Consider the following 21,029-nt stretch of genomic DNA (forward strand, 5'->3'; position numbering starts at 1 on the left):
ACCAATTTAGGAAAAAACTGAAACTAGTGATATAGTGTCGTGTGAGAAGTTGACCTCACGCCAGTGGCCCCTCTCCACCCCGGCGTCAGCCAATTAAGAACTACTGACTACCTGCAAACCCACTTTAACACGTCATCCCTGCCTTCCGAAGGCTGGGATGACGGTGGTAGGTGGTTATGTCCCCGGTACCACCGTGTCCCTCATGGAGTACCGCAGGGATGACGATAAAAAGAAGCACCCCTGTCTATGCGAAAGCATGGAGATAAAAATATCAATTTAAAACAGGATACCGGTTACAGGTGAATCAAATTCCCTGTATCCGGTATACTCAAAATCAAACTGTTTTTACAGGGGTGAGGTCCAACTGACTACTGACTACCTGCCTGCCGGCAGGCAGGCTGACTACTGACTAAAAAAGGCTGCCCTCAGGCAGCCTTTTTTCTTATCCTCCGAAGTCATCGAAGCGGATGTTCTCGGGTGGTATTCCCATATCATCCAGCATTTTTAATACAGCGGCGTTCATCAATGGAGGTCCGCACAAATAATATTCAACTTCTTCCGGATCCGGATGGTCTTTCAGGTAGTTGTCGAACAGACACTGGTGGATGAATCCGATGTATCCGTCTCCTTCGCCATTGAGATCCTGCTTCACCTTCCATTTATCCTCTTCCAGCGGTTCTGAAAGTGCGATATAGAACTTGAAGTTCGGGAAGTCTTTTTCGATGTTGCGGAAATGATTCACATAGAACAATTCCTTTTTAGAACGTCCACCGTACCAGTAGGAAACCTTACGATCAGTCTTTTCTGTATGGAACAGGTGGAAAATCTGTGCACGAAGCGGGGCCATTCCGGCACCACCACCGATGTAGATCATCTCACGCTGCGTAGGGTTAATCGCAAATTCTCCGTAAGGTCCGGAAATAGTTACTTTATCACCCGGCTTTCTCGAGAATACATAGGAAGAACAAATACCAGGATTTACATCCATCCACTTGCCGGCATCGCGATCCCATGGTGGAGTAGCGATACGAATATTCAGCATTACGATGTTTCCTTCTGCAGGGTGGTTGGCCATGGAGTAGGCACGGAAGATCTGCTCGTCATTCTTCATAACAAGATCCCACAATCCGAATTTATCCCAGTCCGACTGAAATACATCATCCGGGTGACCGAGTTCCGGCTTTGGCATGATGTCCATTTCAGAGAACTTTACCTCAATCGGCGGTACGTCAATCTGGATATATCCACCAGCCTCAAACTCAAGGTGTTCACCTTCCGGGAGCTTCATAACGAATTCCTTGATAAAGGTGGAAACGTTGTAGTTGGAAACTACTTCACAATCCCATTTCTTAATTCCAAAGATTTCTTCCGGAATGCGGATATGCATATCCTGCTTTACTTTTACCTGGCATGAAAGCCTAACGTGCTCTTTTTGCTCAGATCGGCTCAGGTGACCCACTTCCGTAGGTAAGACCTCGCCACCGCCCTCTTCAACCACACATTTACACATCGCGCAGGTTCCCCCTCCACCACAGGCGGAAGGAAGAAATATTTTCTCTGATGAAAGCGTCGATAGCAGCGTGCTGCCAGCTGAAGTCACAATGGGGTTCGCCTCATCACCGTTGATATAAATCTTCACCGGACCTGACTGGACCAGTTTCGACTGAGCAAACAGCAATACGAACACCAGTAAAAGGATGATCAGCGTGAACGCTACGATCGAGGTTAATACAATGGTACTCATTGAAATATTTTTAGTCTTAAAAATCCCTCTTGTAAAAGGACTACAAATATATTTATCAATTGTTTAAAACTATAAAGAACACTATAAAATTTGGTGTATTCCGACAGTGTTCATCCATTTTATTCATTTAACAAACTTTGTCGCCAGCAGTTTCGCCGGGAATGATTATTTTCGACTTTTAAACGATCGTTGATGATAATCCAGGAAGCAACACGCATACAGAAGGTAAGTGAATATTATTTTTCAGGTAAACTGAAGGAGATCAGCGCATTGCGTCAGCAGGGGCGGGATATTATCAACCTTGGGATCGGAAGTCCCGACCTCAGTCCGGATCCCATTGCAATAGAAACACTTGCCGGGGCAGCTAAAATGCCATCATCTCACGGATACCAGAGTTACATCGGAGTTCCGGAATTACGGGATGCGATTGCCGGTTACATGAAGAAACATTACGGGCAACACTTTGATCCGAATACCGAAATTCTTCCACTAATCGGATCAAAGGAAGGGATCATGCACATTACAATGGCTTTCGTCAATCCCGGAGACAAGGTTCTTGTTCCGAATCCTGGATATCCTACTTATACCTCTGTAACCCGTCTGGCCGAGGCGGAGCCGGTACAATATCTGCTTGATGAAAGTAATGCATGGAACATCGACATTGCATACCTTGAAAAGCTACCGCTCGATGAGATCAAACTGATGTGGGTGAATTACCCCAACATGCCTACCGGTGCGAAGGGGTCGCGAAAGGATTTTGAAAAATTGATTGCATTAGCCCGCAAACATCATTTTCTCATTGTGAATGATAATCCCTATGGACAGCTTCATGAGGGAACCCAATTCAGTATTTTTCAGATTGAAGGTGCCCGTGAGGTTTGTCTCGAACTAAATTCATTGAGCAAGTCACACAACATGGCAGGATGGCGTATCGGGTGGCTTTCAGGTGAGTTTGATTACATACGAATGGTCCTTCGTGTGAAGAGCAATATGGATTCGGGGATGTTTCTCCCGGTACAGAAAGCCGCAGCCAAAATGTTGCAGATGAATGCCGACTGGTATGAAAAGTTGAGGGGTGTGTACGCCAGCCGCCGAAAGGTAGCGCAGTTAATCATGCAAACGCTGGGATGTTCGTTTCAGGCTGATCAGCAGGGGATGTTTGTATGGGGAAAAGTCCCCGACAGTGTGAAGGATGTAACGGTCTGGACTGATGAGATACTTGAAAAGGCGATGGTCTTTATTACCCCGGGATTTATTTTTGGCACCGCAGGAAATCGCTACATTCGTATTTCACTGTGTTCTTCCGAAGACATTCTGGAGGAGGCACTTCGGCGTATTCAAAATATGGAAACGAAATGAAAATTGGTGTTATTGGTTGCGGATTGATCGGCGGTTCGATGGTGATGGATCTCAAGGCAAAGGGCTGGACGGATAGGGTGTATGGTGTAGACGCGAATGAGCGTCATGCCGACAGCGCCCGGGCCTATGGCTTTATTGATGAAGTAACGGATCTGGATCATATCGCGGAACTTACCGATGTGATTCTCCTGGCGATTCCGGTTCAGGCTATACAAACTGTTTTGCCCGTGTTGCTGGACCAGCTGAATGATGAACAGGTGGTAATTGATATGGGTTCTACAAAAGCCGCGATCTGTGAGCATATAAAAACACACCCGAGGCGCAAACAATATGTAGCCGCACATCCCATCGCAGGAACTGAAAATACGGGTCCGTCAGCAGCCCATGAAGGTCTTTTCAAGGATAAAGTCAATATCATTTGCGACAGGGAACGAACCGGAGCTCATGCCATGGACGTCGCTGCCAGCATGTTCCGCGCACTTGGTATGAAAACGGTATTTATGGATGCAGCTGAACACGACCGCCACATTGCCTACGTTTCCCATCTCTCCCATATTTCCTCCTTCATGCTCGGGCATACTGTATTGGAAATTGAGAAGGATGAAAAGAGTATTTTCAATATGGCCGGCAGTGGCTTCCAGTCTACCGTTCGTCTTGCCATGAGTTCACCGGATATGTGGACACCCATCTTTATGCAGAATGCACAAAATGTGACGAACGCGCTCGACGAATATATTGATCACCTCGTACAGTTCAGAAAACTTCTGAATGAGGGTGATCGCGAAGGACTGCAGGAATTACTTCTCAGGGCAAATCAGATTCGCCGGATTCTTAAAAAATAGGATTCATACGGTGAGCTCCAGGAATGATTGGATTATACCGGTGAGCTTTTCGGTTTCAATGAGAAATCCGTCATGCCCGTAGAGTGAATCAATTGTTGCATATTTTCCATGACGACAACTCCTTGCAATCAATTCCTGCTCTTGCGGCGGGAACAGAAGGTCGGAGCTGATTGAAATAGCCAGCACATTCGATTCGATCTGTCGGAGCGCAAGTTCGACAGAGTTTCTATTTCTTCCCACGTTATGGGAATCCATGGTTTTACTAAGTGAATAATATGCGTGTGGATTGAACCGCCGTGAAAGTTTCACGCCTTGGTAGCGCTGATAGCTGTCCGCTGAAAATCCGCCAACCCGATCGTCCTGATCTGTTTGAGTTTTGTTATAGGTCTCCTGATTCCGGTAGGAAAGCATGCCTATGGCCCGTGCCGCCTCCAGGCCTTTATGACCTGCATCCGGATTTTTACTGTTCAATGTAGGATCTGCTTCGAGTGCCATCCGCTGTGCGGTGTTGAAGGCAATACCCCACGCCGAATGTTGTGCATTGGTTGCAATGGGGATGATCAGATCGAAGAGCTGAGGTTCTCGAATAGCCCATTCCAGCAGCTGCTGTCCGCCCATCGAACCGCCGATACCGCAGCGAATTTTTTCAATCCCAAGGTGGTGCTTTAATTCCTGGTGCAGCCCTACTATATCACCGATTGTTATTTCGGGAAAATCCATCCCGTACCTTTCGCCCGTTGCAGGGTTAACAGATGCGGGTCCGGTTGTGCCATAGCAGGATCCAAGAATATTCGCGCAGACGATGAAGTGAGTAGCCGGATCAAAGAGGAATCCCTCACCAACGAGTCCGGGCCACCATTCCACCGGGTTGCTGTTTGCAGTAAGTGCGTGAAAAACCCAGATCACATTGTCGCCGGATGGCGCTAGTGTTCCGAAGGTGTGATACGCAATGGTCACTTCGGGTAATAAATCACCTCCCTCCAGCCTGTACGGCCGGGGGAGATGAAGTTGCTTGGCTAAAGTATCAGACATTGACGCTCTTGCTGATTTTGCTGAATGCATGTTCGAGATCTGCTTTAATATCATCAATGTGTTCAATTCCAACCGAAATCCGCAGCAAGCTTGGCAATACCCCGGAAGCCAGTTGTTCTTCGTCATTCAGCTGCTGATGGGTGGTAGCGGATGGCTGAATAATGAGCGTCTTCGCATCACCTACATTGGCCAGGTGACTTACGAGTTTAAGGTTGTCGATGAACGTTTCCGCATCTTCTTTCTCACCTTTAAGAATGAATGAAAGGACACCCCCAAATCCGTTTCGAAGATATTTTTTGGCTAAATGATGATAGGAAGAACTTTCGAGCCCCGGATAGTTAACGGTCTCCACCTGCGGATGCTGTTCAAGCCATTTGGCCAGTTCCAGGGCATTGTCTACGGTTCGCTGCACTCGTAAAGATAACGTTTCGAGTCCCTGCAGGAGAAGGAAGGAGTTGAACGGACTGATAGCCGGTCCGAAATCGCGGAGTCCTTCAACGCGGGCACGAATTGCAAAGGCAATGTTGGGAAGTCCCAGTGGGTTGTTAAATCCAAATGTGTCCCAGAAATTCAGGCCATGATAACCTTCAGACGGCTCACTGAATTGAGGGAATTTTCCATTGCCCCAGTTATAATTTCCACTGTCGATGATCACACCCCCAATGGATGTCCCATGACCACCGATCCATTTGGTTGCGGAGGCAGTAACTACGGCTGCGCCATGCTCGATAGGGCGGAATAGGTAGCCGGCAGCACCAAAGGTATTGTCAACCACCAATGGAATATCATATTTTTTGGCTACGGCAGCAACGGCATCAAAATCCGGAATATTAAACCCGGGATTACCAATTGTTTCCAGGTAGAGGGCTTTGGTGTTTTCATCGATAAGTTTTTCGAAATCCTCTGCTTTGTCACTTTCGGCGAACCGTGCTTCGATTCCCAGGCGTTTGAACGCCACTTTGAACTGGTTGTAGGTACCCCCGTAAAGGAATGACGTGGAAACCAGGTTGTCTCCGACGGTCAGAAAATTATTCAGCGCGATAAATTGCGCTGCCTGTCCGGATCCTACTGCCAGTGCAGCCACCCCGCCTTCGAGTGCTGCGATGCGCTTTTCAAAGACATCGGTAGTGGGATTCATGATTCGTGTGTAAATGTTGCCGAACTCTTTTAACGCAAAAAGGTTGGCGCCGTGCTCGGCATTTTTGAAGGCATAGGAAGTGGTTTGATAGATCGGTACTGCCCGGGATCCGGTAGTTGCATCTATTTCCTGGCCCGCATGGAGCTGTAATGTTTCAAATTTTAATTCAGACATGACTTTTGTGTTTTTTGGTTATAAGAAATTTAATGGATCTGGAAGGGTCCATCGATCGTTTACCGCAATGGAAAAAATATTAGCGACAACAACAGCCAGCCAGGAATGGAATGGCATGCAATGGCATAACTATCCGTTTGCTGGATTGATTAGAGCGAAAATTGAAATGTGTAGAAATCATAGATACCAATTTATATTCTCCCGCTGATCACCTGAGCAGCAATTGGGATCAGGATTTAGCACCTTGACAAATTTCGTCCGGTTGCTAGCGCTTCACAGAGCCTGTCTCTCCACGCTTCTTTATAAATCGATCGTTCCTGACAATAGGAGGATTCGAATGAAGGGATAAACGTAAGAACGGATTTGAAGGTTTCCAAATTTTATACGCAGAAAAATTTTGTATCCCGGAGGGATCAAAAGGAACCCGTTACGGTAAATTACTCTCCATTACTTCCTTCATAGCCAGATAAAGCGACATATTTGAAATATAATATCGGAATTATAATCTTAAACGGTAATTATCAATAATGTACACTGTACAATTTCAAAATGCGTTATATTTGATACGTCAAAAGCGCAAGATTTATATTAAATAAATGGGAATAAAAATGAAAAAGCAATTCGGAATGGTGATGATGCTGGCAATGCTCATGTCATTTGCAGGGTGTTTTCCGGGAGGACCGGAATTCGTTGATCAGCTGGATGTGGTGTATACAGATTTCGACGAGGAGTTTGATTTTACCAATAGTCTTACTTATTCGCTACCGGATGGAGTGATTGAAATTACAGATAAGGACCCTGGAAACAATCCACCAGAATTCATTGATGAGGTTTTCAGTGATGCGATTCTTGATCGTATACGTCAAAACATGACCGCCTATGGATTTACAGAAGTGGATGAAGACAATGATCCGGATATTGTTTTCCTGGCATCGGCCATGTCAAACGACTTCTATTACTATTATAATCCATGCTACTGGTGCTGGTATTATCCGGGATGGGGACCGGGATATGGATGGGGCTATCCCTGGTATCCGGGTTATGTTTCCGGCTATTCAACAGGAACCATATTTTTGCAGATGGTAGATCCTGCCAATGTGGTAGGGGAAGAAATTCCGGTAGTTTGGACAGGCGTGATAAACGGACTTCTCCAGGGTAGTGACGCGAGCATTGTACAGCGTATCAATGTTACCGTCGATCAGGCATATTCTCAGTCAACCTATTTAGATAAGTAAGAGATGAAAAAGATTTTAATTATAGCTTTGCTGAGTTTCGTGGTTTCCTTTGGTGCAAGTGCGCAAAATATGTCCACGATAATGTACAATGTTGCCATTCCCATGGGTGATCTGAAAGATTACATCAGCCCGGTAAGCGCGAGGGGCGTGTCATATGATTATCAATTTTTCATGACAGACAACTTTGCTCTCGGTGGCGGAATCGGCTGGCAGGTATTCTACGAGGATATCGGATTTTTCGAATCAACGGATGGAACCGCAACGATTTCAGGATACCAGTACCGCTATCTCAACAGTTACCCTGCACACATTACCGGAACATATTTCCTGGATAACGGTGGCACCCTGATTCCATATGCCGGATTGGGAATTGGTGTCATTCATAACAGGAGGGAAACAGATTTCGGCATATTCGCAATACAGGATAATGCGTGGCACTTCAGTTTCAGACCTGAAGTCGGCCTTATGTTCGACGTGAATTACCGCTTCGCGATGAAGGTAAATACACGCTATGTACAGGGCTTCAATACCAAGGATCTGAATGGTCAAAATTACCTTGCACTCGGACTTGGGTTTGTATTTAGAAATTAAATAAGAATAATATACTCACTACTATGAAAACAGTTTCAAAATTACTTCTGGCATTAACCTTTATCGCAGCTGGGTTCTATCTGCAAAATTGCGGAACCACGACAAAGGTTATGGGTAGCTGGACTAATCCCGAAACATCGGGCAATTCCTACAGCAAAGTAATGGTTGTCGGACTAACTTCTAACATCGTGGCGCGCCGAAATGTAGAGGATCAGCTTGTAGCTGCATTGCAAAAAGAAGGTATTAACGCCATGGCGAGTATTAACGTCTTTACACCGAATTTCATGCAGAAGCAGCCATCTAAAGAAGAGATTCTCAACCAGATAAGAAAGGATGGATACGATGGTGTATTAACCGTAGCATTGCTTGATGAGCGTACAGAATCACGTTATGTTCCCGGATCTACCATGTATGCGCCGGTATCGAGATACGGTTATTATGGATCATTTGGCGGATATTATTCTACCATGTATGCCACACATTATGATCCGGGCTATTACACGACGGATAAAACGTATGTGGTGGAAACAAACCTGTATGATGCTTCATCGGAAACTTTGGTTTGGTCAGCCCAAACAGAAACCTATGATCCGTCTAACCCGGAAACAGGGGCGAGAAGTCTCTCGTTGGCGATTGCGGATAAAATGGACCGCGACGGTGTTTTGAAATAATCTAAGGACGAGTAAAATTGACAAAAGGAAGCAGGGTATCAGTGCCCTGCTTTTTTTGTTTGATGACTAAATTCAGGTGCAGAAATTTATATGAAAAACCATGAAAATCTGTTTCTGGATTTTGCGGAATACAGAATTTATCATTGTAACTTGTTGATGGCACAACGAATTGACTAAATTAAGGTCTATGAAAAATTTAAAATCCCTGGCCGTCGCAATATTAATATTGCTTTCCGGAATTTCATTCAAAGCTCAATCACAGGCGGCATTACTGGTTCTTGTTTTTGGGGACAAGGCTGCCACTGAAAATTTCCATTTCAGTATTGATGGAGGATTGAATTTCGTAGGAATGACAAATCTTGTTGGCAAAACCCAGGTTATGGCCAATTTCGGATTGGGGACACATATTCGCCTGAATGACAGATGGACACTTGCTCCCGAGTTTAAGCCTTTGTCGGGCAGGGGAGAGCGGCGCATTGAACCTTTTGTAGATATTCCGGAAGACATTGCCGATGAGGTGACGTCTGCGGAATCAAGTGTCAGATTGAAATATCTTGATATTCCGGTATTGATCAGATACAAGGCGAGTGAGCATTGGTATTTTGCTGCTGGTCCGCAAATAAGTTTCCGTACAGGCGCTGAGGCACTTACCTACGTTACCCTTGACAGCGGAAGGGAGATTGAGTTGAATGATCCCATTAAAGACATTACTGAATGGTATGATTTCTCGTTTCCTGTAGAGGTTGGATATAATTTTGCCCAGAATAAGCATTTGGGGGGAATTGATATCAGGCTGCGATTTGCACCGGGATTTGTAACTGTTTACGATGCGCAAGGCTCGCAGCTCAAGAATAATGTTACACAATTTATCATTTCATTCCCCTTCCTGAAGAAACAGGTAATAGAAATTATTGAATAAAGGTGTAGTTTATCTTAACTGATTTTGGTCAGTTAAGGTGACCACCCTATCCATCACGTAATACATCTCACAGGCAATCTGAAATGTTCGTTCATCGTACCGTTCAGTCTCGTATGGAGTTCCATCAGCTACTTTAGGATCCTCATATTTAACAGAAATCCGGGCACTCGTGCCAGGGATATAGGGGCAATTCTCTTCCGCATCCGAACAGGTCATCACGGCGGCAAAATCATCGGGTGGATTGGACGGGTCATCATATGTTTTGGAAAATACGCTAATGGGTTCGTCCAGATCATTGTAGTGTATAGCGTAGACCGGGTTTGATGCAGTTCCTCCCGAGGGTTTTATTCGAAAACCTGCACGTTCGAGCGCTTGCACAACCCTGGGATTCAGGGCTGTGGCCTCGGTACCGCCGGAATACGTATGTATATAATTCAATCCGGAATCATATGCTGCTAACTGTGCGAAGAGCTGACTTAAATGGCTTCGTCGGCTGTTGTGGGTACAGATGAATACCAGGTGGCAATCCTTATGGTCTGAATTTTGAATATATCGAACCAATTCATCCAGATGTCCTTTGCGTTCATCGGGAATCCCTGAAATATTCATCTGCACCTTCTTCCAGTAGGAGTCAAGATCAGGATAAAATGCAAGGGTTCTTTCCATGATTAGCAGCATCCGGAACCCTTGACACATTCTTCCGGCTTTCTGGCAAATACAGAGATGCTGAAAATGCCTGTTTTACCCGATTGAAAATCACTGATCTCTTCTTCATTGAGGTATGATTTCAATATGTCAACGGGTATATTAATTACCTTCTTTTTTTGGATCGTAATATCTGTAAATCCTGTTCTCTTGATCATATTCAGGTAATCCGACATCTGAATGGCGCCCGACACACAGCCTGCATACATTTCAGCATCTTTTTGAAGCGCTTCGGGCAATTCTCCTTCCAGTACAATATCAGAAATGCTAAAATGTCCACCGGCTTTAAGGACTCTCATTATTTGTTTGAGAACAGCCTTTTTATTAGGAACCAGGTTAAGGACACAGTTGCTGATTACCACATCAACAGATGCTTCATTTACCGGTAGATCTTCAATATCTCCTTCTCTGAATTCCACATTGTTCAATCCCAGTTTGTCGGCATTGATCCTTGCCTTTTGAATCATTGAAGGAGTAAAATCCACTCCAATAACCTTACCTGTCGGTCCGGTTTCATGACGTGCGATGAAGCAATCATTTCCCGCGCCTGAACCCAGATCAAGTACTGTATCGCCGGCCTTGATCTGTGCAAATTGAGTGGGTAATCCGCATCCCAGTCCGAGATCTGCGATTTCCTGGTATCCTTCCACATCACCATAATCGTCGGTCATGATGTTGTATACCTCCTGTGAGCATTCGCCGGCACCACAGCAGGATGACGCATTTTGCTCTTTATCCTGTCGTGCGATCTGATCGTATTTTTCACGAACCAGATTTTTTAATTCCTGATTTGTCTGCATGGTTATATCGTTATATTGCGATGATTGATGATAAATTTTTTTAACAGCAGTTGGTCTTTGAAGAATAGCTGCTGAACAGTTCGTTAAAGAGTTCCTTCACTTCATTCCAAACCTCCGGGTTGATGCAATAACTAACTGACACGCCTTCAATAGTTCCGTGTATGACACCAATTTCCCGAAGCGCCCGCAGGTGTTGTGAAATGGTAGGTTGTGCCAGGCCGATCTCATCTACCAGGTCACCGTTGATGCACGCATTTGTTTTTAGCAGATGCTGCAGAATGGCAATGCGTGCAGGATGACCAAATGCCTTGGCCAGCTGGGCAAGCTTGTTCTGCTCGTCGGTGAATAGGTCTGTTTTAGTTACTCCCATAATTACATTGCAATATTACGATAAATAAAAATATCTGCAATATTTTGTCAAAAAAAATTATCGGTAAAGAAACAATATGCTTTTTATGTTCAGGGAGTAACTTACAGCAATCAAAATGCCTCATTAAGTCCGAAGTAGAAACCTTTGGCGCCATATTCTCCCCATGCATAGTCCAGGCTCAGGTTTGCCCTGGATTTTTTCATGATCATTATCCGTAGTCCGACTCCATATCCGAAGTCCATATATTCATACAGAGAAATTCCTGCTTCCCGGTTTGTGGCAGTTGTTCCATTCACAAACAAGACGGCTCCGAACATATCTTTCTCACGTTGCAGCGGAACGCGGTATTCCAGCTCGGTATAGATCAGGTCCTGGCCGCGGAATCTTCCCTGTGTATAGGCCCGGCCTGATCTTCCGAACTGATCCCAGCCAACGGCTGGCAGTGTCATGTAAGGGAGGGTTCCGCTTGTCTGGAACCATCCGTAACCCCAAAAACCGATCAGGTGACGCGGCCGGTTTTCGGATAAATGAAAATAGTCACGGTATTCAAGCCAGAGCATTGTGGAACCTTTTGTGCTGCCCAGAAATGCAGGGTTGACGCGGATATTTGCAAGTGCGTATCGGCCTGAATAGGGGTTTACCGCATTGTCACGGCTGTCATAAAGCAGGTTGAATGAAACCCCGGAAAGCCAGTATTCTTCAGGGTCAAAATCGTTGCTGATGCTGTATTCGTAATGGCTCGTTATGATGGGCGGAACGGTATCCAGATTCAGAAGATTATCCTGTATTTTGGAATAAAAATCCAGGTGGTATCCCAGGCCGTAGAAGAAACGTGTGTCCTTATAGCGCTTGAGCAAGGTATTGTAAATTCGCAGATAATTGAACTCCATCATTTGTTTTGAACCCAATGTTGGATAATCATCGGGCAAACCAATATTTTTCCCCAGCGATTTGGCAGCAGGCGGGCCCGTACCCAACCCGTAGGTGGGTTGAGAATTGATAAAATACCGAATATCGGTAAGCATATTCCAACGGTCTCCGGCAAAAAATGTATTTGCCTTGAGTGTGAACAGTATCTGTTTTTTCTGTGTGAAGATCGCCGTTCCCAGGGCATTGGATAGGGAGGTGTTCGAGGCGTCGCCCATCATCCAGTAAGCGCCGGGTGCGACGCCGATCATCCAGCCGGTAGTAGGAGTTACGGCAAAGGCCGGGAGCGGAAGAAACCTAAACTTTTTTTCCTTTTTTTCAGCAGTACCCGTGGAGTCCTGAGCATTAACAGTGAATGCAAGCAGTAATAAAATGAGTGCAGGTATTATCTGTTTCATTTATTGACAAATGAAAGTTGATCGTAATAAGGCATGCAAATTCGATTTTATTGGTCCGCTGCAGAATATAGTCATAATATGTCGTGAATTCTGTTTTTATATCGGCGCTTTTTTTGCTGAACGTTTAACGCGTTCCATTCGTGCAAGATTCGATTTATATTCCCCGGGAGTTACATCATTTTTTCGTTTAAAGAATTTTACAAAGTGTGCAGGATCCTTGAATCCAAGGTGATAACTGATTTCCTTAATTGTATGGGTGGTATAGTACAGCGACCGTTTTGCCTCGAAATTAAGCCGTTCGTCAATGATATGCCTGGCCGAATGATCGGTCATGGATTTAGACGCCCTGTTCAGCTGCTTTTCACTCGTCCCCAGCATCTCAACATAGTCAGAAACATAATGTGTTTCCCTAAAGTTTTTCTCAATCAGGTCCAGGTATTCCCGGTAAAGGTTCTGGTATTGGAGTGGTTTGCGCCGCAGTTGCGCATTGTTATTATGAATACGGATGAGATGAAGTATGTATGCCTTTGTGAGTGCAGCCAGAATCCATGGGTTCCTGTCTGCGGGACCCATTGAAAATTCTGCCTGCAAAAGATTGAAATAGCCCTCAGCGACCGATTTATTGGTTTCGTCGAGTCGTATCTGCCAGTGAGAGTTCAATCCGCTTAAAAGGGCCATTACATCTTTTTCGAAACCCATCAACGGAATGAGTTCTTCGTTGAATGCTACCAGCCGTACGGTAAATTCAGTTCCCCTGGGAATATCTGTGCGGCTTATTTGCGAAGGCGTCGCCAGAAAAATCATGTCCGGCTCAATTTCGTAACGGATATGATCAATGTAAATAGCGCCGGATCCCTGTGTTACCCAACGTATCGCAAAATGACCTAAATGGTGCGGCTGAAACAACCCAAGATCACCAGCATCGGCAATTACCTCCTGAACGTGAATCGGTTTTTCTGCTGAAAGATCCCAAAAACTGATGATAGGAAACTCCTCCTTTTTACGAACATTTCGCGCCATACCTTAAGTTACTAAATCTCTTCTTTCGGCCGGCCTGTTTCATAAAAAAAGGGACCACATGCGTGATCCCTTTAACTCCTCAGTCAACCCACGGCCTTCTGCACGAATCTCCCGCACTTCATCCCTGCTGTCAACTTCACAAACTCAACTTAACTCAAACAACAACTTCTTTATTTGTCAAAACTCTATTATATTTAACGGACATAATATATCTTCATTATGGTATATATAACCTTTTTAATAGCATATATCGGACATTTATCATCAAATCATAAAAAAAGAGCCGTGTGATATTCACACGGCTCTAAATCCCCTCTACATTCTCGCGGCTTTCTGCCTCAACCAACTGCACTTCGTCCCCTCATCAACTTCACATAAATACAACCTCAACCTAACAAAACAATCAACTCTCTTTTCAACTTCAATCAAACTCTATTATCTTTAACGGTCAATATATTGCACGGATATGGTCTGAATTAGCCAATAAATTGTCTATTTCGGACAGTTAGACCGAATCCTACCTTGGTTGGTGCTTTTCAATCGTTTCTAAACATGTATTTTAGGCACTTCACAGGCAGTTCATGGATGAGATTTTAAGGCATTATCATTTACAGGTACTGGGGCTTCAGCCGAATGCCTCACAACTCGAAGTGAAACAGGCGTACAGGGCTCTGTCAAAAAAATATCACCCCGATATCAGCAGGAATTCCGAATCCTCAGAATATTTTCTCCGCGTCAAGGAGGCATATGAATTTCTAGAGCGTTACGGAACAGCAAGCTATGCACCGCCCAGGCCTGCAGAAGATCCAAGAGCCAAATGGCGCGAAGAGGCAAAGGCGCGAGTGAAAACACGCAGGTATGAAGAGGCCATGGCCAGGAGAAAACAAATCGAAACAATTGTTGGCGGACTTACCTATGTGATTTTCATCATTCTTGCCTTTAATGTGTTTCTTTCAATCGACTATTTACTGCCGAAAAGATCTTATCAGCCAAAGTCATTCATCATTCTTCAATATCAGCAGACCGATGTCCTGAAGGCGGACGACCTGAAGCTCGAATTCCCTGAACATACGTTTGATACTTCACAGGGTATACGAAACCTGCAGATACTTTTTACCCGGATATTGAATAAGCCTGTTGGCCTGGATGTAACGTATGAGGATGGCAGTGATGTCTTTACTCCTAAAGTGGGTACCTATGCCTTCTTTGGATTTTTGATCCCGTTTACTTTCATACTGGCATTGATTTATTTCAAGGCGGGACTTTCCCCGGAGAACAGACTCACCCTGGGAATATTTATAATGATACCCTTTATCATGCAGATCATTGCCATTGCCAAATACTAAAAAAGGCCGCAAAATCTGCGGCCTTTTTTCCCTTCTTCCAACTTCACATAAAACAGGCTCTCAACTCAACCCTTTTCGGAATATTCTCCTCAAGTCAACCAAACCAAACAACCAGTCCAACTTCACACTATCCTATTCCGATAGTCGACCTGTTTCATTATATTTAACGGACGAATAATATGGCAATTGTGGTCAATTCGATGATTATGATTGTCTATTTTAGACACTTATCATTATAACCCACTCATTATCAATCAAAAAAAGCTATTGCTTCACTGGCAATAGCTTTTCTGGTTAATTGAGTTTGTTTCAGGATCTGTTATTGGTTACCCAGGAAATAGGGTACATCAAGTTCTTGCGAATAATTAAAGCTCATATGAAGAACAACGGTCAGGTCCATGTTAAGCGGCGTGTTTGCCGGGGTTGAATTTCCTGTTGATACCAGTGTAAACGGATCAAATGCCTCGTTGAGCGCGTAGCTTTCCAGTAAATCCTTCAGGGCTTCAACACCTTCCCGTGCCAGTCCTGTAACCACCACCTCTGTTCGCTGCTGTCCGGCAGGAATTGATATAGCTTCACCAAGATAAATGGAGAAGGATTGATTAAAGGGATCGATAAGCGTGAGGTTCACGTTCTCAACACCGGTGAGTGCAGGATCCTGATTTTTGATAATAAGGCTGACACCCTCGATACTGATACTCTGGAAATCGATATCATCTTCCAGGTCGTCCAGCGCATCGGCGACATCATCGTAAGTGATAATTTCCGATTCAGACCATGAACCATCCTGATCATTAATCACAAAAGTTGGATCAATCTCCAGGGGTAGAACAAAATCGAAGGGTTGCGTCTCAGTGCAAGCTGCTATCACCAGGCAGGCCGACAGCACAAAAGCGGAGTATTTATTCAGAGATTTCATTGGTAGCAGATTTAGTTTTTTTCTTGTTTCCAATTTGTACACCGATACCGGCTGACAGGCTACTTTGTTTTGCGAGGTTATAATCGACATTCATTACGAAAGCCCCAAGATTCAGCGCCAGTCCGACAGTCATTCGAATGGTGTTCTCACCGGTCAGGTTGATGGTTTCACGCTGTTCCGAGCCGCCGGGAACGTAGGAAAAATCCATGTCAGTAAACTCAAACCCCGGACCTCCATAGATCTCGAGGATACCCTTCTCGTAACTTGCCTGGAGGCTGATCAGGGAAGCGGTGGCATCCAGGTCATCACCCAGCTTGAATCGGGTACTGTAATATCCCACGGCAAGATGTACCGGAAACTCATTCAAATATTGTGATATGCTATGCCTGATTCCCCATCCGAATACATTAACCTTTCCCACATCCCCGCTGAAATCTATCGCAAAGAACCGGAACGAGGCGTCGGTACCCCACACATTTCCTATGGTAATCTGCGGCACGGCAAATGGCAGTGATGAAACGCCTGCCCCACCGGGAAACGAATAGCTGGTACCGTTTGATCCCTGTACGGTGGTAGTGGTTGGCGGGCCCATGATAGTGGAAACCTCGGTGGTAGTTGCCGGGCTGAAGTAGGAGGGAGTGGTTGCAGAAAATGTTTTCTGTTTATCCGGAATCGGTGCCATCTGGGCAACAAGGCCAACGTATAGATGGAATCCTTTTCGGTCTACCCGTGCCGACCTGTACCAGCCGCTGTTAAAATCAGATCCAACAGCATCTGAAAAGGGCTGTAAATAATTTTCCGCATCATTTCCCGAATAGCGATCGAGGAAATCTTCGATATCCTGTGACTGACCGGGCAGTCCGATACAGCAACAGCATAACAGGAGAATGAGTATAGTTTTAGTGTTCATAACGAAGAATATTTTCTCCATTAAGATACCCTCTCCATGAATGCCCGGGTACTACATGTTCATGTAGGGAGGTTAATGTGCAGGCAGATACATTTTCTCGTAATACTCGGTTGCCATTCTCGAAGATTCAAAATATTCGAGTACCTGTTGCATACTGCTCACAACCATTTTATTCCACTTGTCAGGCTGGTCATAATACATGGGAACGATCTCATTTTCGAGCATATCCATCATATGTGCCCAGTCCTGATGGTCCTGTTCATGAACCGGTGCATGTTCGTCGCAAAGCGGTATGAGGAACGAATTTTCCTTGTGCTTGCCAAATTCGAGCATCCATCCGTCCTGTGTGGAAAAATTGATAGCTCCGTTCATGGCGGCGGTCATTCCGCTGGTACCGGATGCTTCTCTCGGGACACGTGGATTATTCAGCCAGACATCTGCGCCCATTTTACATAATTTTGAAAGTGCGAGTTCATAACCGACAAGGCTGGAGGATCGTGGAATGGCCTTGTTCATAAGCACCAGGTTATTGAACACACCTACCGCTGCATAATCCTGGGGATAGGGCTTTCCAGCCCATACGATCTGAACCGGTTTATCCTTTCTGTTCACCAGTTCAAGGAATCGCTCATAATCTGTTGTGATGAGATCAGCCCGCTTGTAAGCGGCAAATCTCCGTGCCCATACAATTGTGAGAACATCCGGATCAAAGAGTTTACCGGCCTGATCTGCTACCACTTTATAAAACGCTTCCTTCATTACGGCTTTTCGTTCACGAAGAGCATCCATATCACCCGATGCGGCAGCTTTGTAAAGCTCCTTATCTGACCAGTATCGTTCATTCTGTGCATTGGTAATGTGTATGATCGGGCAAATATTGGTATACGGGCTCCACATTTCCCGTGATACTTCACCGTGCTTTTTGGAAACGCCATTGGCGATGCCGGCGAGTTGGAGGGCCACCACAGTATGACTGAAATGGTCGTTTGATACCTTGCTCACCTCCCTGGCTTCTTTTTCACTCAATCCGTTAAAGAAACCCATCTTATACAGCATACTGAATTCGTGGACCTCATTACCGGCTTGTTCGGGAGTATGCGTTGTGAATACGAGTCTCTTCTGAACCTCGCGGCGTTTCTTTTTATATTTATCATACAGGTAGAATGCCGCCGGAAGCGCATGCGCTTCATTCATATGATAGGTCTGAGGTTTCCAGCCAAGGATATCAAGCAATTTAGCCCCACCATGACCCAGCAGAATATACTGGGCGATACGCGTGGCGACATTGGAATCATAGAGATGATGACAGGTAGTCTGCGCCAGGTAATCATTTTCAGGAAGATCCGTACTGAGTAAAAATATCGGCGCAGTCCCGAATGTATCAGGGTGGAGATACATCACTTTAACCTTGACGGGATGCTCGTTAATCTCAATTTCAAAAGTGATACCGGTTTCCTCGAGGAAGCTGTACAGTTTTTCCTGGAAGAGCACGTCCATTGTTTTATCTCCGCGGCGAACCTGGTCGTAGTACCCGTATTTCCATAGGATGCCGATACCAATCATATTCTGACCGAGTTCATAGGCACTGCGCATGTGTGATCCTGAAAGAAAACCCAGTCCGCCACTATAGATTTTAAGGGGCTGGTCAATAGCAAACTCCATACTGAAGTAGGCCACCTTCCTTTTGAAGGATGAATTTATTTTATAGGGTATTTTATATGGTAAGGTGAATGTCATGTCAAGTTTTGTTAAATCGGCCGTAAATATACCTCAATGGTTCTTAAATCATGCGGTTCATTTGAAATTCAGATAAAGTTTGAATGACATCAAATCCTTGTAGTCCAGTTATTTAATGCTAACGGCCGTTAGGATTTTTTTTAAAATAATTGTATATTCCTCTCCCTTCGTAAGAAGTGTCTATTTTGAAATTGTTGGTGCCGGAATTTTTAGTTATTCCGGATGTTGTCCTGGCTACAGGATTTCTTTATTAAGAACTATTGTAACAAACTTGGCTTTATTATGAATTACCAATCTACTACACTATTCAGCTCCGGATAGAGGCCTGATTTATTTTCCAGTTTCAAAAATTTCCATCAGTAATTATTGGTGGACAGGAATCCTTTTGTCCTTAAACTCTTGAATTATGTCACCTCTAAAATTCTGTATTGCCCCTCCATAGGAGGAGTATTACACCGTATCCTTACCTAACAATCACCTGTTACTCTTAACTAACAATCAACCTACTAATTCTATGAGAAACATATACCAATGCTGTCGGGGGCAGACAGCAAAATACTCATTTCAATCGGTAAGACGCCTTTTCTATTTATTCATTCTTCTCATCTTACCTTTTTTGTTCAGCACGCAGGCCATTGCCCAGTTCGAGGTTGATGGCAATACAGTATCCGGCGACCATACACCTGCCGGAGAAGACTGGAACAATGTCTATAACGGTACTTCCACCGCTACCATTACCACAGGTATCCTTCCCGATGCCGGTGGATTTACTGGTTTACTTGAAAACAGTTACATCGGTGGAGGCACCAAAGATGATAATGATTTCCCTGCATGGGAGTGGCAGTATACAAGCGTAAGTGATAAAACTGACATACTAAATGGTGCTGCTGCACTTTATGGTCAGAAGATTTACTTCTTTGGAGACCGCTTCAGTAATGATGGAGCAACAAATATTGGTTTCTGGTTCCTGCAGGACGAAATAGGAATTCAGCCACCCGTGGGTAACGTAAAGGGAAAATTTACGGGAAGCCACGTTATTGGTGATATACTCGTCGTGGCAGAAATCAGCCAGGGTGGTGTTGTCGGAAACGCCGCCGCCTACCGATGGGTAGGAGCAGGAAACGGCTCGGTTCCAAATGACACAAAGTCGCTTGAACCATTATCTATTAACGCAACCAGTCTTTTCGCTGTAGTTAACTCCTCTACGATAACGGTTCCCTGGGGGTACCTTGGAAAACAGGGCTTGCCTCAAGGACAGGTTCCTGACATCGCCTTTTTTGAAGGAATGATAGATTTGGGAGCACTCCAGTTATCAACGGATGCGTGTTTTTCTTCATTTCTGATTGAAACCCGGGCTTCATTTTCCGTTAGTTCGATACTTGAGGACTTTTTGTTAGGAAGCTTTAATGTGAAGCCTGATGTTGAAGTAGCGAGCGTACAAATTTGTAATGAACCCGGCGCTTCAACAACACTCACTGCAACCGTGGATGGCGGTGTTGGTACTATCACATATCAATGGTCTACCACTGATGGTAATATTACCAGTGACCCTACCCAATCCTCAATCACAGTCGACCAGGTAGGTACCTATCAGGTAATCGCCTATGGAGAAAGTATAGACGGAACGCCCGGTGGTTGTGCCTCGGTGCCTGCCACTGCGACAGTGACGTATTATCCAACGCCTGCGGTCCAGGCTACGCCCACAAATATTTCCTGTTTCGGTGAGACCGACGGAATGATTGTGGCAGTCGGCTCCGGCGGCAGTGGCGGAAATTATATGTATAGTCTGGACGGTACGAACTATCAGTCTTCCGGAACCTTTATGAACCTTTCGGCTGGAAGTTATACTGTTTATGTTCAGGATGGAAACGGTTGTACTGCAACAACCACTACGGCTATAATAGCACCACCTGAAGTAACAATTTCTCTCCTTGGTAGCGACCCTACCTGTTTCGGCAGCACAGACGGATCGATCACTGCAACTGCAGGTGGTGGAGACGGCAGCTATGAATATTCACTGGACAATTCAACCTGGCAGGCAAGCAACGTGTTCAATACACTGGGTGCTGGCAGCTACACTGTATATGTTCGTGACGGTGCCGGCTGTCTTGCTCAGGATGATGTAACACTGAACCAGAATCCTCAGGTGACTGTATCGCTGGAAGGTAGCGACCCTACCTGTTTCGGCAGCA

At 45.0% G+C, this 21,029-nt stretch carries 19 protein-coding genes and 1 riboswitch; of the genes, 8 read left to right on the plus strand and 11 right to left on the minus strand.

Annotation, left to right across the window (positions count from 1 at the left end; all coding sequences use genetic code 11):
- Positions 1–442 precede the first annotated feature (442 nt).
- Positions 443–1,744 (minus strand): NADH:ubiquinone reductase (Na(+)-transporting) subunit F, encoded by a 1,302-nt coding sequence (gene nqrF / locus LDX50_RS29500; protein ID WP_225699905.1) that lies wholly within the window; start codon positions 1,742–1,744, stop codon positions 443–445.
- 192 nt (positions 1,745–1,936) lie between these two features.
- On the opposite strand from nqrF, the gene LDX50_RS29505 reads away from it, so the two are divergent.
- Both LDX50_RS29505 and LDX50_RS29510 read left to right on the plus strand, forming a co-directional pair.
- Positions 1,937–3,103: a pyridoxal phosphate-dependent aminotransferase gene (locus tag LDX50_RS29505; RefSeq protein ID WP_255647450.1), complete on the plus strand. Its 1,167-nt coding sequence runs from the start codon at positions 1,937–1,939 to the stop codon at positions 3,101–3,103.
- Entirely contained in the window at positions 3,100–3,945 is an 846-nt protein-coding gene (locus LDX50_RS29510) for a prephenate dehydrogenase (protein ID WP_225699906.1), read from the plus strand. The genes LDX50_RS29505 and LDX50_RS29510 overlap by 4 nt, the downstream gene beginning before the upstream one ends.
- Positions 3,946–3,948: 3 nt before the next feature.
- Here the strand turns inward: LDX50_RS29510 and LDX50_RS29515 are convergent, their stop codons facing one another.
- Positions 3,949–4,977 (minus strand): homoserine O-acetyltransferase family protein, encoded by a 1,029-nt coding sequence (locus LDX50_RS29515; protein ID WP_225699907.1) that lies wholly within the window; start codon positions 4,975–4,977, stop codon positions 3,949–3,951.
- Positions 4,970–6,289 carry an O-acetylhomoserine aminocarboxypropyltransferase/cysteine synthase family protein gene (locus tag LDX50_RS29520; RefSeq protein ID WP_225699908.1) on the minus strand — a complete coding sequence of 440 codons (1,320 nt, stop codon included), beginning with the start codon at positions 6,287–6,289 and terminating at the stop codon, positions 4,970–4,972. The genes LDX50_RS29515 and LDX50_RS29520 overlap by 8 nt, the downstream gene beginning before the upstream one ends.
- Before the next feature lie 190 nt (positions 6,290–6,479).
- Positions 6,480–6,596, minus strand: a riboswitch (SAM riboswitch).
- A 301-nt stretch (positions 6,597–6,897) separates the two neighbouring features.
- On the opposite strand from LDX50_RS29520, the gene LDX50_RS29525 reads away from it, so the two are divergent.
- The 4 genes from LDX50_RS29525 (at position 6,898) to LDX50_RS29540 (ending at position 9,705) form a co-directional block, all read left to right on the plus strand.
- Positions 6,898–7,524 (plus strand): DUF4136 domain-containing protein, encoded by a 627-nt coding sequence (locus LDX50_RS29525; protein WP_225699909.1) that lies wholly within the window; start codon positions 6,898–6,900, stop codon positions 7,522–7,524.
- Positions 7,525–7,527: 3 nt separating this feature from the next.
- The gene (locus LDX50_RS29530; RefSeq protein WP_225699910.1) at positions 7,528–8,115 is read left to right on the plus strand and encodes an OmpW family protein; all 588 of its coding nucleotides are present in this window, start codon (positions 7,528–7,530) and stop codon (positions 8,113–8,115) included.
- 23 nt (positions 8,116–8,138) lie between these two features.
- Complete coding sequence (locus tag LDX50_RS29535; protein WP_225699911.1) at positions 8,139–8,786, plus strand: hypothetical protein; 648 nt, start codon at positions 8,139–8,141, stop codon at positions 8,784–8,786.
- Between the two features lie 187 nt (positions 8,787–8,973).
- The gene (locus tag LDX50_RS29540; protein ID WP_225699912.1) at positions 8,974–9,705 is read left to right on the plus strand and encodes a porin family protein; all 732 of its coding nucleotides are present in this window, start codon (positions 8,974–8,976) and stop codon (positions 9,703–9,705) included.
- Between the two features lie 9 nt (positions 9,706–9,714).
- Here the strand turns inward: LDX50_RS29540 and LDX50_RS29545 are convergent, their stop codons facing one another.
- The 5 genes from LDX50_RS29545 to LDX50_RS29565 form a co-directional block, all read right to left on the minus strand.
- Positions 9,715–10,371, minus strand: coding sequence for an arsenate reductase/protein-tyrosine-phosphatase family protein (locus LDX50_RS29545; RefSeq protein ID WP_225699913.1), 657 nt, complete (start codon positions 10,369–10,371; stop codon positions 9,715–9,717).
- 2 nt (positions 10,372–10,373) lie between these two features.
- Positions 10,374–11,210 carry an arsenite methyltransferase gene (locus LDX50_RS29550; protein WP_225699914.1) on the minus strand — a complete coding sequence of 279 codons (837 nt, stop codon included), beginning with the start codon at positions 11,208–11,210 and terminating at the stop codon, positions 10,374–10,376.
- Between the two features lie 40 nt (positions 11,211–11,250).
- Complete coding sequence (locus LDX50_RS29555; RefSeq protein ID WP_225699915.1) at positions 11,251–11,580, minus strand: ArsR/SmtB family transcription factor; 330 nt, start codon at positions 11,578–11,580, stop codon at positions 11,251–11,253.
- Between the two features lie 110 nt (positions 11,581–11,690).
- Positions 11,691–12,905: a BamA/TamA family outer membrane protein gene (locus tag LDX50_RS29560; protein WP_225699916.1), complete on the minus strand. Its 1,215-nt coding sequence runs from the start codon at positions 12,903–12,905 to the stop codon at positions 11,691–11,693.
- Positions 12,906–13,001: 96 nt separating this feature from the next.
- Positions 13,002–13,925: a helix-turn-helix domain-containing protein gene (locus LDX50_RS29565; RefSeq protein WP_225699917.1), complete on the minus strand. Its 924-nt coding sequence runs from the start codon at positions 13,923–13,925 to the stop codon at positions 13,002–13,004.
- Between the two features lie 581 nt (positions 13,926–14,506).
- Between LDX50_RS29565 and LDX50_RS29570 the strand changes: the two genes are divergently transcribed.
- On the plus strand, positions 14,507–15,271 hold the full coding sequence (locus LDX50_RS29570) for a J domain-containing protein (RefSeq protein WP_225699918.1): 765 nt from the start codon (positions 14,507–14,509) through the stop codon (positions 15,269–15,271).
- 319 nt (positions 15,272–15,590) lie between these two features.
- Here LDX50_RS29570 and LDX50_RS29575 read toward each other — a convergent pair whose 3' ends face one another.
- From LDX50_RS29575 to glgP, 3 genes are all read right to left on the minus strand, one after another.
- Complete coding sequence (locus LDX50_RS29575; protein WP_225699919.1) at positions 15,591–16,190, minus strand: hypothetical protein; 600 nt, start codon at positions 16,188–16,190, stop codon at positions 15,591–15,593.
- Positions 16,174–17,100, minus strand: coding sequence for a DUF6588 family protein (locus LDX50_RS29580; RefSeq protein ID WP_225699920.1), 927 nt, complete (start codon positions 17,098–17,100; stop codon positions 16,174–16,176). Before LDX50_RS29580 ends, LDX50_RS29575 begins: the two co-directional genes overlap by 17 nt.
- A 72-nt stretch (positions 17,101–17,172) precedes the next feature.
- On the minus strand, positions 17,173–18,837 hold the full coding sequence (gene glgP, locus LDX50_RS29585; protein ID WP_225699921.1) for an alpha-glucan family phosphorylase: 1,665 nt from the start codon (positions 18,835–18,837) through the stop codon (positions 17,173–17,175).
- A gap of 514 nt (positions 18,838–19,351) precedes the next feature.
- Between glgP and LDX50_RS29590 the strand changes: the two genes are divergently transcribed.
- Positions 19,352–21,029, plus strand: a 1,678-nt coding sequence (locus LDX50_RS29590) for a SprB repeat-containing protein (RefSeq protein ID WP_225699922.1), incomplete at its 3' end; no start/stop codon positions are given.

Source organism: Fulvivirga sedimenti, assembly GCF_020328055.1.